The 17,575-nt window shown below is 28.8% G+C and carries 16 protein-coding genes; 11 read left to right on the forward strand and 5 right to left on the reverse strand.

Annotated elements, in window-relative coordinates; genetic code table 11:
• Window positions 1–282 precede the first annotated feature (282 nt).
• The 8 genes from KGF45_RS11610 to KGF45_RS11645 all read left to right on the forward strand — a co-directional run bounded on the left by KGF45_RS11610 (window position 283) and on the right by KGF45_RS11645 (window position 7,049).
• Window positions 283–1,035: a GntR family transcriptional regulator gene (locus KGF45_RS11610; protein WP_227827512.1), complete on the forward strand. Its 753-nt coding sequence runs from the start codon at window positions 283–285 to the stop codon at window positions 1,033–1,035.
• Window positions 1,036–1,059: 24 nt separating this feature from the next.
• Window positions 1,060–1,473 carry a PTS sugar transporter subunit IIA gene (locus tag KGF45_RS11615; RefSeq protein ID WP_227434496.1) on the forward strand — a complete coding sequence of 138 codons (414 nt, stop codon included), beginning with the start codon at window positions 1,060–1,062 and terminating at the stop codon, window positions 1,471–1,473.
• A 3-nt stretch (window positions 1,474–1,476) separates the two neighbouring features.
• Window positions 1,477–2,220, forward strand: a complete 744-nt coding sequence (locus KGF45_RS11620) for a BtpA/SgcQ family protein (RefSeq protein WP_227827511.1) — start codon at window positions 1,477–1,479, stop codon at window positions 2,218–2,220.
• A complete protein-coding gene (locus KGF45_RS11625; RefSeq protein WP_227434498.1) occupies window positions 2,220–2,690 on the forward strand; it encodes a PTS sugar transporter subunit IIB in 471 nt (156 codons plus the stop codon). Before KGF45_RS11620 ends, KGF45_RS11625 begins: the two co-directional genes overlap by 1 nt.
• Window positions 2,691–2,707: 17 nt before the next feature.
• Window positions 2,708–3,466: a PTS sugar transporter subunit IIC gene (locus KGF45_RS11630; RefSeq protein ID WP_227842600.1), complete on the forward strand. Its 759-nt coding sequence runs from the start codon at window positions 2,708–2,710 to the stop codon at window positions 3,464–3,466.
• Complete coding sequence (locus KGF45_RS11635) at window positions 3,450–4,292, forward strand: PTS system mannose/fructose/sorbose family transporter subunit IID (protein ID WP_227840130.1); 843 nt, start codon at window positions 3,450–3,452, stop codon at window positions 4,290–4,292. Before KGF45_RS11630 ends, KGF45_RS11635 begins: the two co-directional genes overlap by 17 nt.
• Window positions 4,293–4,996: 704 nt before the next feature.
• Window positions 4,997–6,229, forward strand: a complete 1,233-nt coding sequence (locus KGF45_RS11640; protein WP_227842601.1) for a cytosine permease — start codon at window positions 4,997–4,999, stop codon at window positions 6,227–6,229.
• Window positions 6,230–6,242: 13 nt separating this feature from the next.
• Window positions 6,243–7,049, forward strand: a complete 807-nt coding sequence (locus KGF45_RS11645; protein ID WP_227827507.1) for a nitrilase-related carbon-nitrogen hydrolase — start codon at window positions 6,243–6,245, stop codon at window positions 7,047–7,049.
• A 122-nt stretch (window positions 7,050–7,171) separates the two neighbouring features.
• Here the strand turns inward: KGF45_RS11645 and KGF45_RS11650 are convergent, their stop codons facing one another.
• A complete protein-coding gene (locus KGF45_RS11650) occupies window positions 7,172–8,041 on the reverse strand; it encodes a LysR family transcriptional regulator (protein WP_227827506.1) in 870 nt (289 codons plus the stop codon).
• 171 nt (window positions 8,042–8,212) lie between these two features.
• Here KGF45_RS11650 and KGF45_RS11655 point away from each other — a divergent pair, with 171 nt between their 5' ends.
• The 3 genes from KGF45_RS11655 to KGF45_RS11665 all read left to right on the forward strand — a co-directional run bounded on the left by KGF45_RS11655 (window position 8,213) and on the right by KGF45_RS11665 (window position 12,046).
• Window positions 8,213–9,274 carry a DUF917 family protein gene (locus KGF45_RS11655; RefSeq protein WP_227842602.1) on the forward strand — a complete coding sequence of 354 codons (1,062 nt, stop codon included), beginning with the start codon at window positions 8,213–8,215 and terminating at the stop codon, window positions 9,272–9,274.
• A gap of 299 nt (window positions 9,275–9,573) precedes the next feature.
• Window positions 9,574–10,509 (forward strand): DUF1177 domain-containing protein, encoded by a 936-nt coding sequence (locus KGF45_RS11660; RefSeq protein WP_227842603.1) that lies wholly within the window; start codon window positions 9,574–9,576, stop codon window positions 10,507–10,509.
• Window positions 10,510–10,618: 109 nt separating this feature from the next.
• Window positions 10,619–12,046: a cell wall-binding repeat-containing protein gene (locus KGF45_RS11665; protein WP_227842604.1), complete on the forward strand. Its 1,428-nt coding sequence runs from the start codon at window positions 10,619–10,621 to the stop codon at window positions 12,044–12,046.
• 361 nt (window positions 12,047–12,407) lie between these two features.
• Here KGF45_RS11665 and KGF45_RS11670 read toward each other — a convergent pair whose 3' ends face one another.
• From KGF45_RS11670 to KGF45_RS11685, 4 genes are all read right to left on the reverse strand, one after another.
• Entirely contained in the window at window positions 12,408–13,346 is a 939-nt protein-coding gene (locus KGF45_RS11670) for a Na+/H+ antiporter NhaC family protein (protein WP_255647245.1), read from the reverse strand.
• Window positions 13,316–13,849: a hypothetical protein gene (locus KGF45_RS11675; RefSeq protein WP_227842605.1), complete on the reverse strand. Its 534-nt coding sequence runs from the start codon at window positions 13,847–13,849 to the stop codon at window positions 13,316–13,318. The genes KGF45_RS11670 and KGF45_RS11675 overlap by 31 nt, the downstream gene beginning before the upstream one ends.
• Before the next feature lie 24 nt (window positions 13,850–13,873).
• The gene (locus KGF45_RS11680) at window positions 13,874–15,040 is read right to left on the reverse strand and encodes a MalY/PatB family protein (protein WP_227827501.1); all 1,167 of its coding nucleotides are present in this window, start codon (window positions 15,038–15,040) and stop codon (window positions 13,874–13,876) included.
• 232 nt (window positions 15,041–15,272) lie between these two features.
• Window positions 15,273–17,384 carry a sigma 54-interacting transcriptional regulator gene (locus KGF45_RS11685; protein ID WP_227827500.1) on the reverse strand — a complete coding sequence of 704 codons (2,112 nt, stop codon included), beginning with the start codon at window positions 17,382–17,384 and terminating at the stop codon, window positions 15,273–15,275.
• Window positions 17,385–17,575 lie beyond the last annotated feature (191 nt).

Consider the following 17,575-nt stretch of genomic DNA (forward strand, 5'->3'; position numbering starts at 1 on the left):
GTCTTTTTTTTATACTATCTAATAGTAATAATTGTCAATTAAAAGTACCATTAACTATTGTTTACACAATCCTAAAAAAGAATTCTGTTAGATTAGTAAAAGTCAAACTATTCCTACCTGATACTACAAACAATAAAATATCATATTAGACAAAAAAATCAAAAAATTACCAAATTAAAAATTATTTAAAAATAAATTGACAACGATTTCAAGTTGTTATAATATGTAATAAAGAACTTGTTATATAATGTTATAAAAATACTACATGAGGAGGTGACTAAAATGGATGAAAAAAAGCATAAAAAAGAAATGGACTTAGAGGTAAATTCATTTATTCCTTTGTACCAACAACTATATGACAATATAAAAAAACAAATAGCAGCTGGTATATATAAACCAGGAGATAAACTTCCATCTGAAGTAGACTTATGTAAGGAGTTTAATATAAGTCGTATAACTGTGAGAAATGCGCTTAATGAACTTGTAAAAGAAGATATATTATGTAAAAAGCGTGGAAAAGGAACTTATGTAACTATACCAGAGAGAATAGAAGCAACATGTGCGGGAAATAGTTTCACTAATTCTTGTCATCGTATTAATGCAAAACCAAGTACTAAGATAATCTCTATTTTAATAAAAAAAGCTGATAAGCAGGTGGCTGAAGCTTTAAATATTGAACTAGAAGAGAAGATAATATGTATTAAAAGACTTCGATTAATAGATGAAGTACCTGTTATTTTTGAAGTTGATTACTTTAGAATAGATTACATGTTTTTATTAAAAGAAGAGCTGGAAGATAAGTCTTTAATGGAAGTTATATCCAACAATATAAGTACATTGCCTAATCGTGTGGAAAATATATTTGAAGTAAAACACTCAAACAAAGAATATTCTGACCACCTTAAATGTGCAAGCAATATGCCATTATTAAAAGTAAGACAATTAGTATATACAGAGAATAATGATGTTTTATATTACAATGAACAATTTATAAGAAGTGATAAGTATAAATATGCAGTATCAGCAGAAATATAATTTACACTTAGGAGAGGAATAAATATGAGAAAAATAATATTAGCGTCTCATGGAGACTTTTCAAAAGGGCTTTTAGATTCAGTGAAAATGATAGTAGGAGATTTAGCAAATTGCGTTAATTCATACAGTTTATATCCTGGACAAAGCGCTTCAGATTTTGCTTTAGAGTTAGAAAAAACAATAGTAGAAGATAAAGAATGTGAATATATAATTTTATCTGATTTATACGGAGCAAGTGTATGTACTGCTATGTTAAGGTTAACTAAGTTACATAATGTTAAGTTATTTTCAGGAATGAACTTAAATATGGTATTAGAGCTTCTTACAAGATTTTCTGATAAATTAACAACTGAAGATGCAGAACAGTTAGCAAAAGAATCTAGAATGGGAATACAAAATGTAACATTACAAATAAATGAAGAAGAAGAGGTATTTTAGTTTATGGACAATAAGGGAATATTATCAGTTTTTAAAAACAAAAAGCCAATTATAGCAATGATACACTTAAAGGGAGATACTTCAGATGATATTTTTGAAAGAGCTAAAAAAGAAATTAGTATCTTAGAAGAAAATGGTGTAGATGGAATAATGTTAGAAAATTACTACGGCAATTACTATGATTTAGAAAGAATACTTGAATATGTATCAAAATCCAATTTATCAATACCATATGGAGTAAACTGCTTAAACATTGATACTATGGGATTTGAACTAGCAACAAGATATAATGCAAGATATGTACAAGTTGATTCTGTAGTAGGTCATGTTAAACCTAGAGATGAGGCTACTTTAGAAGAATTTTTCAAATTACACCGCTCAAAATGTCAAGCTTATTTAATTGGAGGGGTACGTTTTAAGTACCAACCAGTTTTATCAGAAAATACTGTTGAAGAAGATTTAAAAATAGGGATGACAAGATGTGATGCTATAGCAGTTACAGAAAATGCCACAGGGCAAGAAACATCAATGGAAAAAATAGAATTATTCCGTAAAAATGTAGGAGATTTCCCTTTAGTTATTGCAGCTGGAGTTACATTAGAAAACGCAAAAAAGCAACTTGAAATAGGGGATATGGCAATAATAGGAAGTTACTTCAAAGATAATTACCAAGACTTTGGAGATGTTAGTGCAGAACACGTAAAAACATTTATGGATGAAATAAAAAGAATTAGGGAGGAATTATAATGATTAAATTAGTAAGGGTAGACCACAGACTTATACATGGACAAGTAGCATTTACATGGACAAAGTTTTTAAATACAGATTGCATACTAATAGCAAGTGATGAATTATTAAAGGATGATTTAAGAATGGCAGGGCTTAAAATGGCTAAGCCATCTAATGTCAAACTTGTAATGAAAAGTATAGCAGATTCTATAAAAGCACTTAATTCAGGTGTTACTGATAAATACAATCTTTTGATACTTTGCGAATCTGTAGAAGATGTTTATAGACTATCTAAAGAAGTTAAATCTATTAAATCAATAAACCTTGGTGGAACAAAATCAGATGATAATCGTGAAAATATATCTAAGGCAGTTCATGTATCAAAGGATGATATAAACATGATTAAAGAATTAGATTCAGAAGGTGTAAATGTATTCGTACAATTAGTTCCTGATGATGATGCTACAAATGTAATGAAATTAATATAATTTTTAGGGGGATAAAAATGGAATTTACACAAGTTATTCTAATAACTCTAATTGCATTCTTTGCATATATGCATTGTTTTGTAGGTTCTACAATGCATAATAGACCTATAGTGGTTGCACCGCTTGTTGGTTTAGCACTAGGAGATTTACGTACAGGTATAGTAATAGGGTCAACATTAGAACTAGTATTTATGGGTGCATTCCCAGTTGGAGCAAGTAATCCTCCTGACTTTGTATCTGGTTCTATTATTGCTACGGCATTTGTAATATTAACTGGTCAAGATGTATCCGCAGCAGTTGTACTTGCAGTTCCTATAGCAACTTTAGTATTACTTATAGACAACTTCTTAATGACAGTAGTACTTACATGGGGAGCTCATCTTGCTGACTGTTATGCAGAAGATGGTAACATTGAAGGTGTAGAACGTATACAATTATTATTTGGTATAGGTAATAAATTAATACTAGCAGTAATAGTAGGTATAGGATTCTCATTAGGTGTTCCAGTAATAGAAAAGATACTTTCATTTATACCATCATATGTAATTCATGGTATGGATGTTGCAGCAGGCGTGATACCAGCAATAGGTTTTGCCATGTTAGCTAGAATGATGCTTAATAAGAAAACGATAGCATTCTTATTATTAGGATTTATAATGGTTGCTTATTTAAAAATAACAGTAACAGGAGTTGCATTATTTGGATTAGCAGTAGCTCTAATATATGTTAACTTTGTAGGAGAAAAGGAGGTAGTAGTGGATGACAACGAATTCTAAGAAATTAGAAACAATTTCGCCAGATAGCAAAATAACAAGAAAAGACTTTTGGAAATGTTTTAGAAGATCTCTAACATTAGATTCATCTTGGAACTACGAACGTATGCAAAATATAGCATATGCATATATGATGGCACCAATAATCCGTAGATTATATAAAGATGATAAAGAAAAAAAAGCTCAAGCTTTAAAAAGACATCTTGAATTTATGTCAGTTACACCTCATATAAGTACTCTTTTAGTTGGTATATCTGGAGCTATGGAAGAAGAAAATGCAAAGAATGAAGAATTTGATGCAAAGAGTATAAATGCTGTTAAGTCAAGTTTAATGGGACCAGTTTCTGGAATAGGAGATTCATTTTTCTGGGGAACATTAAAGCTTATAGCAGCTGGAGTTGGTATAGCTTTAGCTTCTCAGGGGAATATAATGGGTCCAATTTTATTTCTTCTAATAATAAATGTTCCTCACTTTATTATTCGTTATATATGTCTAGATAAAGGATTTAAGTATGGAACTCAATTTTTTAAAGATGTAAGTGGCTCAAATATAGTCTCAAAAGTTATGGAAGCAGCATCAATGCTAGGGCTTATGGTAATTGGAGGTATGACTGCCTCTAATGTAATACTAAAACTTAGTGTTAATGTAGGTAGTGGGGAATGGGCAGAGCCTATTCAAACTTACTTAGACCAAATAATGCCATGTATGCTTCCAGCTATGATATTTGGAATTATGTATTGGTTATTAGGAAAAAAAGTCAAGACAACTACGATATTAATTTCAGTTATGGTTATTTGTATAATATTAGCTGCAGTTGGGGTAGTATAAATAAAATTATGAATATGATTTTTGATAATCTTTTCTACAATTGAAACCTATAAAGGGGATGTCGCACTAAAAAATAGGCGACTCCCTTTTTTAATAAAAAATAAATCCAAAAGAATTACTAATTTTATGCCCATAGTGGCAAGCACCTTTTTCTTTTTTATCTATTAAAGTTATCTTTATCTTTGGTCTTTTAACCATAATCTTACACATCCTTCTTTATATTTATATTCACTATAACAAAAATACTATATTTAAAAATTTTATCGTGAATTCGTTTTTAAGTAAATTTTGTTTGAAAAACTATTTTTATAGTAATAATCAGAAAATTTAGACTAAATTTGATTAGTAAAGTTGTAATAAATTCACTAAAAATAAGTTAGAATAGGTTAAATTAGAAGTATTTATAAGCGTTTATAAAAAATATTTGAGAATAAATTATATGTTATAAAATTTTAATAAAAAAAGTATAATTCTAATAAAACTGAAATAAATTTAAAATATGTGTGAATAGTCTAAATTTAAATAATAATTTTAGACCATTTATCTATCTATAACTTAAATTATATCAAATTGATAATAAACTATATATTATACTTTTTTGTAGAGTAGAATTATAATTATAGAAAGAAAAAAAACTATCAAGCATGAAAAAAATGTAGAAAAAAGTAGAAAAGATTCTTTTACAAAGAAAGGGAGGGATAATCTTGCAAGAGAGAGAAGAATTAGTTTTAAATCCAGTTCCAAAAGAGGAAAGAGTTGGATGGTTAGCTCCATTATTTAATATGCTTGGCTCTAATATAGCCATATCAGAATTAATGGTTGGAGGAACCTTAATTTTAGGAATGACTCTTTCCAATATGATTATTACATCAATTATAGGGAACTTAATATTAGTCGCAATTATTATGATACAAGGTTATATTGGTTGCAAAGAAGGGTTAAATACATATGTATTAGCTAAGGGGGCATTTGGAGAGATAGGTGGAAAATATCTTATATCTCTATTACTTGGAATAACTAGCTTTGGTTGGTTTGGTGTACAAGCAGGAGTTGCTGGATTATCAGTACAAAAAATATTTCCAAGTGTAAACTTAACACTAGTCACAGTTATACTTGGATTATTAATGGTAGTTTTTGCTTTGTATGGTTTTAAGGCAATGGCTAAGTTTAATTACTTAGTTATACCACCACTTATAATATTAATGGCTTGGGGAGTTTTTAAAGCTTTTTCTACTTATGGAATTGAAGCCATTTACAATTACACTCCTCAGACAACAATGAGCATGGTTGAAGGATTAAATATGGTTGTTGGTCTTATCATAGTCGGTGCGATTATATCACCTGACCAATTAAGATATACAAGAGGAGTAAAAGATATTTGGATAATTGGTTTTTTAGGATTAGGTATTATTTCATTGTTCCAACAAGTTGCAGCAGGTGTAATGTCTATGGGTGCTCCTACTTGGGATATAACAGAAGTATTGGCTAATTTAGGGTTTGGATGGATAGCATTTGTTATTTTAATACTTGCATCTTGGTCAACCAATGTATCAAATGCCTATTCTGGTGGATTGGCACTAAAAACTATTTTTCCAAATGTAAAGAGAAATGTATTAACTTTGGTTGCAGGTCTAATAGGTACAACAATAGCAGCTACTGGTATAATATTCAAATTCCAATCATTCTTATCTTTCTTAGGAATAGCAGTTCCAGCTATAGCAGGAATTATGTGGTGTGAATATTATTTTATACAAGGAAGAACTTATAAACACAGAGAAGGAATAAATTGGATTGCAGTAATAAGTTGGTTGATTGGTTTTGCAGCATCATATTATACTTCAAAAATAAGTTTTTTAATACCACCAATAAATGGAATCGTAGTGAGTATGATTCTTTATTATATACTAATGAAATGTTTTGGAAGTAAAGATAAATAAAGGGGGAATTTGTATGAGTCGCAAAGTGAAAATAGGTATAATTCAACAACATAGTGTACTTGGAGATGTTAAAAAAAATATAGAAAAAGCAGTAGATATGATAGATGATTTAGGAAATCAAGGTGCAGATATTATTTGTCTGCCAGAATTATTTGCTACAGGATATAACTTAGAATATTTAGGCGGAATTAAAACATTAGACCTAATAAGAGAACATAACAAATACATAGAAGAATCAATGTCAGAAGCAGCTAAAAGAAATAATGTATACCTAATATCTCCATATGGAACTTTAGAAAAGGACTCTACACATGTTTTCAACTCAGCTGTTATATTCGATAGACAGGGTAATCTGATGGGGGAATACTGTAAAAATCACCTATGGTCATTGGAAGCAGTATACTTTAAAGCAGGGGAAAAAGTAAATGTATATGATGCAGACTTTGGTAAATTTGGTGTGATGATATGCTATGATGCAGGATTCCCAGAAGTTGCTAGAGAATTGACATTAAAAGGCTCTGAAATAATATTTATACCTTCTGCATGGAGAATACAAGATGAAGATATGTGGGATTTAAACGTATCTCAAAGAGCTTTAGAAAATACTGTCTATACAGTAGGAGTGAACTTAGTAAGTAATGACCCTAATTTGATACTGTTTGGAAAGAGTAAAATATGTAATCCTAGAGGAACTATAATAAATCAATTAGATACATATAGAGAAAAATATATATTAGAAGAGATTGACCTAGATGAAATAGAAAAATATAGGAATGATATTCCCTACTTAAAGGACAGAAAAAATAGTTACAATATATAATTTTACATTATATGTTAAGGTACAATTTCGATAAAAAATAAAAATAGGAGGATATGTCAAACGTTAAAGATAAAGTTATTAACTCTGTTTGATATATCCTCTTTAATAATACCAGCTTTGGTTTAAAGATTTTTGAAATAGTTTATAAGAAAGTCTTTAAATAATAAGACTGCTTTAGATGCATAATTCTCACTAAACCATGAAAGATTTAAATATCTTTTAAATTCAATATCTTTTATATGTAATAGTTTGATTTCAGGGTCTCGAGATAAGCCCCATGATTTTCCACATATAAATCCAACTCCTTGAAGTGATTTTATAAGAGCATAGATTGTATATGGAGAATCGGATTCAAAGGCTATTTTTGGCTTGAAATTAGCTGATTCACATAATATATCTATTATTTCTCTATAATTTTCACCTTTAGTTATAACGATAAAGTTTTCGTCTGAAACTTCATTTAGATAAACCCCATCCTTTAAGGATAGAGAGTGGTTTATTGAAACTCCTAATAATATTTCCTCACAGGTTAATGTTATATTATTTTCTGAGTTTAATTTTGTAAATGAAGAAGATATATACAAATCAAAATCACTTTTCTTATAAGAAGATGGTAGAGTATGTGAAACATTAAAGGTAATATTAGGATATAGTTTTCTAAAGTTACTCAAAAGTGGTGGTAATACATTAGCAGCTGCTGTAGCTAATATTTTTACTTCACCAGAGTTTTCTAAGGAAATATCTTGTAATTCTTTCTTTGACATTTCTACTAAATCTAAAATACTATCCACCCTTTTTAGAAATAATCTACCGTACTCATTTAGTACAATATATCTTCCTTTTCTATCGAATAACTGAACTCCAAGTTCTTTTTCTAAAGAAGATATGGTTTTACTTAAAGCTGGTTGTGCTATGTTTAGTTTTTGTGATGCTTTTGTTATGTGTTCCATTCTAGCGACAGTTTGAAAATACTTAAGATGCAATAAATCCATAATATAAAATACACCTCTTTTAATATAACTTGAATTATATAAATTTGATAATTAATTATATATTATACATTATAATACAAAGCTTGTATAATAAACTATAATATATCATAAAGTTATTTAAATAGTTACTAATATATTTACATAATCTAACTAATAAAGGAGATATTTAATATGAAGTTAACTAAGGAAATATTAGAATATGCTTTAATAGGAGGTACAATTTTAGGTGGAGGAGGTGGCGGTGCAAAGGAAAGTGGAAGAGATATGGGGGAATATGCCTTACAATATGGGTTTCCAGAGCTAATAAGTATAGATGAATTACATGATGACGCAATTGTTTTAAATGTATCTGCAGTAGGAGCTCCAGCAGCACCACTTAAGTATGCTGATAATGATGATTATATAAACACAGTCAAAATATTTATTGATAAACTAGGATTAGATATACAAGGTATTATTACTAATGAAAATGGAGGGTGTGCAACAATAAATGGATGGCTTCAGTCTTCTGTGTTTAAAATACCACTAATAGATGCACCTTGTAATGGTAGAGCCCATCCAACAGGCCTGATGGGAAGCCTTGGATTACATAGAGATAAAACATATAAGTCTTATCAAGCTGTGTCTGGTGGAAATCCAGAACTTGATAATCATATAGAGGGATTTGTAGAGGGTTCTTTAAATAAGACAGCAGGACTTGTTAGACAGTGTGCTGTAGCAGCAGAAGGACTAGTTGCTGTAGCTAGAAATCCTGTAAAAGCTTCTGTTGTAAAAGAAAATGCTGCTATAGGAGGCATAAGTCATGCAATAGATTTGGGTAAAGAGTTCTACTTAGGTTTAGAAATATCAAAAGATAAAGCAATAAACAACGTTGTCGAATTTTTGAATGGAGAGGTAGTTTCAGAAGGAACAATAGAAACTTTAGAGTTAGAAACTACAGGTGGATTTGATGTAGGTAAATTGATTGTAAATGGTTATGAGGTAACTTTTTGGAATGAATATATGACAATAGATAAAGACAATAATAGAATAGCAACGTTTCCAGATTTAATTATGACTTTTGATAAAAACACAAGTATGCCTGTTACATCAGCAGAAATCAGAGAAGGGCAAGAGATAGTTTTAATAAAAACTTCTAAAGAAAATTTAAAACTTTCAATAACAATGACACAAGAAGAATTATTAAAAGATATAGAAGATATATTAAATAAAAAAATAATTGGAGTTAATTAGGATGTGTAGTAATTTAATTGATTGAAGAATTAAAATTAATTAAATTTAAAGAGCAATACAATACCTATAAAATTATAAATAAAACAAATACTTAGGAAGAAGTTTATAAAAATAAATAAGATATGAAAGATTATAAGAAAAAGTTTATAAGAGCTCAAATAAAATAAGTGAAACAATAGGAAAAAGTTTATAAAGATATAAATAAAAGAAAAAAATGCTGTAATATTTATAAAAATAAAAGGAAAAATATTTACACAAAAATTATAAATAAAAGAAATAAAATTGGATGGTGAGCAAATATGATGTTAAAACAAATTTTGGAAGTTTATGATATTATTGATAGCGCAGAAGTAGATGGAGAATGTGTAAAAAAATATTTGGAAAGCTATGGTGGGAAGAATATATTAGTAAAAACTTTAAGTACGGAAAAAGGGTCTACTGATTTAGTAAAGTTTACAATACAAGGTAAAAATGGAAAATCATCAGGAGGAACAGCTAAGACATTAGGTGTCTTAGGAAGACTAGGAGGTATTGGAGCGAGACCAGAAATGATAGGTATGGTTTCTGATGCTGATGGAGCTTTAGTAGCAATAGCAGTAGGAGCAAAATTATTGGACATGCAGAATAAGGGAGATTTTATTGATGGAGATGTAATAGTTTCAACTCACATATGTCCAGATGCACCTACTAAAGAACATAAACCAGTTCCATTTATGGATTCTCCAATTGACATGAGAACTATGAATGAAAACGAAGTTGATTTAAGTTGTGATGCTATATTATCAATAGATACAACTAAAGGTAATAGAGTTATAAATACAAGAGGATTTGCTATATCTCCTACAATAAAAGAAGGATATATTCTAAAAACAAGTAATGATTTATTAGATATAATGCAGACTACTACAGGAAGACTTCCTTATGTATTTCCTGTGTCAATACAAGATATAACTCCATATGGAAATGGTTTATATCATATAAATAGTATTCTTCAGCCAGCTGTAGCTACAAAAGCACCTGTAGTAGGAGTTGCTATAACAACTGAGACAACAGTTGCTGGATGTGCAACTGGAGCAAGTAATTATTCTGATTTAGAAAGTGCAGGAAGATTTGTTGTTGAAGTAGCAAAATACTATAGCAGTGGAAATTGTGAGTTTTATGATGAGCATGAATGGGATATTCTAATGAATAGATATGGAAGCCTAGATAAGTTTCAAACTTTTGGAGAAGAATAAAGTTGTATTTTATTGATGCTTTAGAATAGATGATATAGGTTAAATTATTGTGATATAATATTTAGAGTAAATAAAAATTGTAGATACAATAATTTTAGGGGGAGTTAATATGAAATTAACAAAATCAATATCATCAGTATTGTGTTTATCTCTAGTTTTAAGTTTATCATCAATATCATATGCAAATGAAATGGGAAGAACGGCAACAGAAAATACTTTAATAGGAAAGGATAGATATCAGACAGCTATTGAAGTAAGTAAAGAAGGTTGGAGTAGTGCAAATGAGGCTGTAATAGTTAATAGTGAATCTATTGTAGACGCATTATCTGTTACACCATTTGCTAAATTAAAGAACGCTCCAATACTACTTACAGAAAAAAATAATTTAAATTTGCAAACTAAGAAAGAATTAGAAAGATTAGGTGTTAAAAAAGTTTATATAATTGGACTATCTGGCTCGGTATCAGACAATGTACAAAAACAACTAGAATCTAATAACCTAACAGTTGATAGAATTGGTGGTAGTGACAGACATCAGACAGCTTTGAACATAGCTAAAAAGATAGAAGGTTTAAAAGAGATATCAGAAATAGCTGTGATAAATGGATATACAGGTCTTGCAGATGCAGTTAGTATAGCTTCTGTAGCTGCTACTAATGGTATGGTTATACTTCCAGTTTCTGATGCATCTGGAGTGTCTAGTTTTAAGGATTTTATAGCCTCTAAAAATATAAGTAAGTCATACATAATAGGCTCTACTAATGCTGTGTCAGATAAAATAAAACAAAATCTGCCAAATTCAGAAAGAATAGGTGGAGCAGATAGAAATGAAACAAATGGAAAAGTAATAGAAAAATTTTATACATCAAATAATTTAGATAATGTATTTGTAGCTAAAGATGGAATGAAAAAACAAAATCAACTTATAGATGCTCTAGCAGTAGGTGTATTAGCATCAAAAGAAAATTCTCCAGTACTTATAGTAGGAGATAAATTGAGTGCAACTCAAAAGAGTATATTTACAAATAAAAAGGCAGCTGTTATAACTCAAGTTGGTAGTGGTGGAAATGAAAATGCATTTACAGAGCTAAAAGATTTACAAGAGAGTAGTACTGGTAAGAAAGTAATGTATGTAGCTAATACAGATAAAGTAAATGTAAGAAGTGATGCTACAATAGAAGCTTCTGTAGTAGGTTATCTAAATAATGGTGATGAAGTAGAAGTTTTAGAAGTACTAAAAACGGGATGGGTTAAGATAAAATACAATGACGATATTGGATATGTCAGTGGGTCTTATCTAACAAATAATAAACCTAATAATAATAGTGAAAATGTTAAGATAAAATATGTAAAAGAAAAAGATGGTCTAAATGTTAGAAAAGGACCAAGTACGGAAGATGAAAAAATAGGACAACTTCCATATGGAAGTAAGGTAGAAACTGTAGAAATGTTTGCTACTGGATGGGTAAAAATAAAATATAATGGTGGATATGGTTATGTAAGTAATGATTACCTATCTGATACACCAGTTATCTAAACTTATAGATAATAAATAATAAAGAGACTGTCTTAATATTAATGGCAGTCTCTTTATTATTATGAAATGTTGATTTTAATAATGATTTCTATTTTGATAACTTAATTCTAGGAGTTATTATTGTAGATATTATTAACATACAAATACTTAAAATCCAATGTTTAATGCCAAAATTGAATATCAATAGATTTATCCCTGCAATTGTAAATAAACAGTATTTAATTAGGATTAAAATTGTATTTATTGAAATACCCTTTATCGATATTATTTTAAAACTGAGAATGGTCATTCGAAGCCCTATAAATGCCAATAATACACCTATAATATCTTGGATTAAGTAATAGTATTTAAAATGCATATTTTAATCAACTCTTCTCTGCATAGTAGTAGATATTTCTAAATCTTCTATTTCATCATCTGTATATGTAAGCATGGTAAAACCTGTGACACCATAAATAAATGAAATTATAGGCGTAATCCAACTTAGAAAACAATATGGAATAAATTCAAGTGGACTTACACCAAGAGTTTGGGCACAGAAAACAGCATTTGAATTCCATGGTATTAATGGACCGCCAAGGGTTGCTGTATCTTCTATAATTCTAGATAAATTTTGTGGTTTTAGCCTAAATTCCTTATATATTGGGGACATTAAAGTTCCAACAAATACTGATGTGAACATCATGGATGAACTAAATGCATTTGCAAAGTAGCTTACTATGAAAGTAGAGCCAACTAACTTAGTTCTTGATTTTCCTATTTTATTTATCATTGGTTGAAGTAATACTTCTAAGAATCCAGTTTTTTGGAGAATTCCAGCAATAACGAAAACTACAAAGACTAGTAAAACGGTTTCAGCCATACTCATTATTCCACCACGATTTAATAATTTATCAGCATAAACAAATCCTGTGTCTATAGTAAATCCTGATAACATGTAATTTAAGACATCGCCTATTTTTTCTCCTTCTTGAATTACAGCTATAATAAGCCCCATAATAGCTGAACTTAATATAGATATAATAGGAGGCTTTTGTAACAATAAAAGTAATAATAAGAATAGTATTGGAATCATTGCTACTAAACCAATATGAAAGTTTGAATTTAATACATCTTTGATTTGATTTATTTGAACATAGTCAATAGTATTATTTGAATACTTAAGCCCAATTACAGTGTACAAAACGATACATATTATATATGCAGGTCCTGTTGTGTAAACCATGTGTTTCATATGAGTAATTACATCTGTTTTACAAACCGCAGCAGCTAGATTTGTAGAGTCGGATAGAGGAGACATTTTATCTCCAAAAAAGCACCGGATATGACTGCACCAGCTGTTAAGCCAAGGGGAATACCCATACTAGTACCAATACTCATCATTGCTATACCAGACGTTCCAAGCGTTCCCCAAGATGTACCAGTAGCAACAGAAGTAAGTGAACAGACTATTAATGTTGTAAGTAAAAAATACTTAGGTGTTATTATTGTCAGACCACTATATACTACTGTTGGGATTGTACCAGCAGCTATCCAAGCTGCTATTAGTACCCCAACAGAAAGTATAATTAAATTTGATTGAAAGGCATCTTTACCAACTTCAAATCCAAAAGCTTCTATTTCTTCATTAGTATAACCAAGTCTCATAGCTGCTGGAACTACTATAAGCCATGAAAGTAAAAACATTGTAGTTATAGAAGCTTTAAATAGAACTATACCAACCGATGTTAAAGCTATTATCGCAAGCATTACTAATAACGAATATCTAAATGAAGGTCTTTTTCTTTCTGTACCTATTTTCATAGCGCAAATTCTCCTTAAATGTTTTTAGTTAATTGCATTTTTTATTCTTATAAGAGCTTCTTCAACCATGCTTCTTGGACAAGCTAAGTTTATTCTTTGATATCCGCTTCCTCCAATACCAAAACTACTTCCTTGATTTAAGGCAACTTTACCTTTTTTTACTAATAGATTTTCTAATTCTTCATCACTTAATCCAAGTTGGCTAAAATCTACCCATAATAAATAAGTACCTTCTGGTTTTCTGACTTTAAGTTTTGGCATATTTTCATTTATATATTTTATAGCAAAATCTATATTAGATTCTAAGTACTCTAAGAATGACTCTAGCCAAGGCTCACCATTGTTATATGAAGCTTCTGTTGCAACTAAACTAAAACAGTTATTTCTCTTTATATCAATTCTAGTAAATGCATTATCTAACAATTTATAATCTTTTTCATCAGGTAGTACAACATATGAAGATTGAAGACCTGCTATATTAAAAGTTTTAGTTGGTGCCATACAAGTAATTGTATTTTTTTCAAAATCTTTAGATATAGATGCCATAGGTATATGTTTATGATTTTTAAATATAATATCACTGTGTATTTCATCTGATATAACCTTTACACCGTATTTAAGGCAAATATCTCCTAGTTTCTTTAATTCATCCTTTGTCCATACTCTTCCAACTGGATTGTGAGGATTGCAAAGTATAAACAATTTTACATCTTTGATTTTACTTTCAATGTCTTCATAGTCCATTATATAGTTTCCATTTTCTAATTTTTGTAGTGGGCTTATAACTAGTTCTCTATTATTATTTTTTACAACACTATTAAAAGGGCTGTAAACTGGTTCCTGTATCATTATTTTATCGTTTTCTTTTGTAAGCTCATTTATTAAAAGGCTTATTGCTGGGATAACACCTGGGCTATAAACTAACCATTCACTTTTTATCTTCCAATTATGTCTTTTATCCAACCAATTCACTATAGATTCATTGTAAGAATCTGGTCTTGTTGTATAACCGTAAATCTCTTGTTCTAGCCTATGTCTTAAGGCATCAATTATACACGGAGCAGCTTTAAAATCCATATCAGCTACCCACATAGGAAGTAAATCATTAGTACCATATTTTTTATCCATCTCTGACCATTTAGCTGAAAAATTATTACCTCTATCAATAATTTCATTAAAATTGTAATTCATTATAAATACCTCCAGTAATTTTTAAATTTATACTTATAGTATTTAGCAAGCAATATGCCAAAATAGATATTAAAAATATTTAATTAAAAATTAATTCGTGATATTAAGTAATACCAGAGGTTGGAAGATATGAAATTATTAAATTTATTTAATTTTATTTGGAAAAGGTTATTTTAAAAAATTGTTAAATTTATTAAAATACAATTAAATAGGTTTAAATGGTTGAACTGTTTTAATTATTAAACCCATTTATTTTTTTTAGAAACTCGATTCCTTTAAGGGTTATAACTGAACCACCACGACCAACAAGTATATTTACAAATCCAAATTCTTGTAATTCCAAAAGTATATTTCTAATTTGTTGTTCTGTCAAAAATCTATTTTCGTTTAAAGCTATTTTGTATAAGCTTTTTCTACCAATTCGTTCTTTTAAATCGTAAGCTTTATTTAAATTATCCAATATAAAGATATATTCATCTAATGGTCTTTTAAAATTATAGTCATGTTTGATGAAGTTTTTGTCTTTATTAATATTAAATTGGTATTTAGATATTTTTTCTGTTACTTTATTACAAACAGTTTTGCTATAATTTTCATCTATAGTATCTAATATATATTCAGGTAAGTCACATATTTCTATAACATCTTTTCCTAGATAACAGAAATATTCTCCTAAGTTTCTTAATTCTCTTACATTTCCTTCCCATTTATATATTTTGAAGATTTCCTTAACTTCGTCACTTAGATTAAAATTGCATGGTATATCATACGTTAGTGATTCGAAGATTTCAAATATATCAGCAGGTCTTTCTCTAAGAGGATGTATTTTAAGAGGAAGAACATTTAACCTAAAATACAAATCTCTTCTAAATTTACCTTTAGATACAAGTTCTTTTAAATTTCTATTAGTAGCAGCAATTATTCTTACATCAATGTCAATAACATTATTTGAACTAATACGCCTTACTTGTTTTTCCTGTATAACTCTGAGCAATTTAGATTGAGAATTTAAATCCATCTCACCAATTTCATCTAAGAATATAGTTCCATTGTTTGCTAATTCAAATAAACCCATTTTTCCGCCCTTTTTAGCTCCAGTAAAGGCACCTTCATCATAACCAAATAATTCACTTTGCAATAAACTTTCTTGAAAAGTGCTGCAATTTACTGCTACAAAAGGTCCACAATTTCTTTTAGAAGCACTGTGAATAGATTGTGCAAATAATTCTTTACCAGTACCACTTTCGCCAATTATTAAGATTGATGAGTTTGATTGAGCCATTTTATTGGCAATTTTTTTAGTATTAATAGTTTGTATACTAGAACCTAATATGTCATCAAAAGTATACTTACTGATATTACCAGAGTTTACTAGTTGTGCTCTTAGCTTAGCTTGTTTTTTTTCTAATTGAGAAAACTTAGTCATCTTTAATATAAAACCATCAAATACATTCAATTGTATATGTTTAATCTCTAAATTTATGTCAATATGATTTATCTTAATTAATTTCTCATAAAATAGAGTTTTATTGTTTAATATGTTTTGAAAGTTAATATCTTTTATACATTCACCAATAAATACATCAATCATTTCATTTGCATTTATAGATAAAATTTTTCTAGCGATATGATTGTAAAATTGTATAATTCCATCATTATTTGTGCATATAATTCCATCATCAATTATAGATAACAACAAATCAAATTGCCTTTCAAATTTATTTGCATCTAACAATAATTCGCCTGTACTATAGCTTGTAGGAATTATTTTTTCTACATATTTTTTTATTAAGTCATCTTTTATTAGATGTTTTAACTTAGTTTTTGTGGCAATTTCAACAATACAACTTAAATCTATTATTCTATATTTTAAGTCTATAACTTCACAATTTTTAAAATTAGGCAAGATTTTTTCTCCAGGAGTTAGAATTATGGCATCTGTAGGAGTAAATTCTATTTCTGGATAACAGGGTAAGATATTGATATTATCTATTCCTAGTCTATGTATTAAAGAGATTGTCTCTATAGACATATCCTTGCTTAGATTATATACATAAATAGTTTTATTTTTTTCTAATTTAGATATCATATCTATACTATTCTTTTCAAATGTCAACTTAGGAACGATAATTTGAGCATCATGATGAGATAATTTTGCTATTTCATCATATTTTAAATAAGCAGATAAAAGGATTAGTTTTTCTTTAAAAAATTTTAGATTTCCCTCTTCAAATGAGTATAAGTTTATTTTTATATTGTTACCTAGAAATTGTCTTATTTGGTCTTCGTAAATTTTTCCAGCATCTTTTTTTAAGCTTACAATAGCTAATTCTATTTGTTTCATTTTAACCTCTCATACAAATTTGACTTATTTTAGATTATATAACAATTAAACTAAATATAAATAATTTTGTCTAACTATTATTATAAATTAAGTAGTAATATAAAAGAAATAGCTAAAATGAGTCCTTTTATTTTTGTTTTTTGTATCTATTTGGTATAATAGTATTGAAACGATAATAATTTAGATAAAAT

Source organism: Clostridioides sp. ZZV14-6154, from assembly GCF_020657785.1.
Lineage (GTDB): Bacteria > Bacillota > Clostridia > Peptostreptococcales > Peptostreptococcaceae > Clostridioides.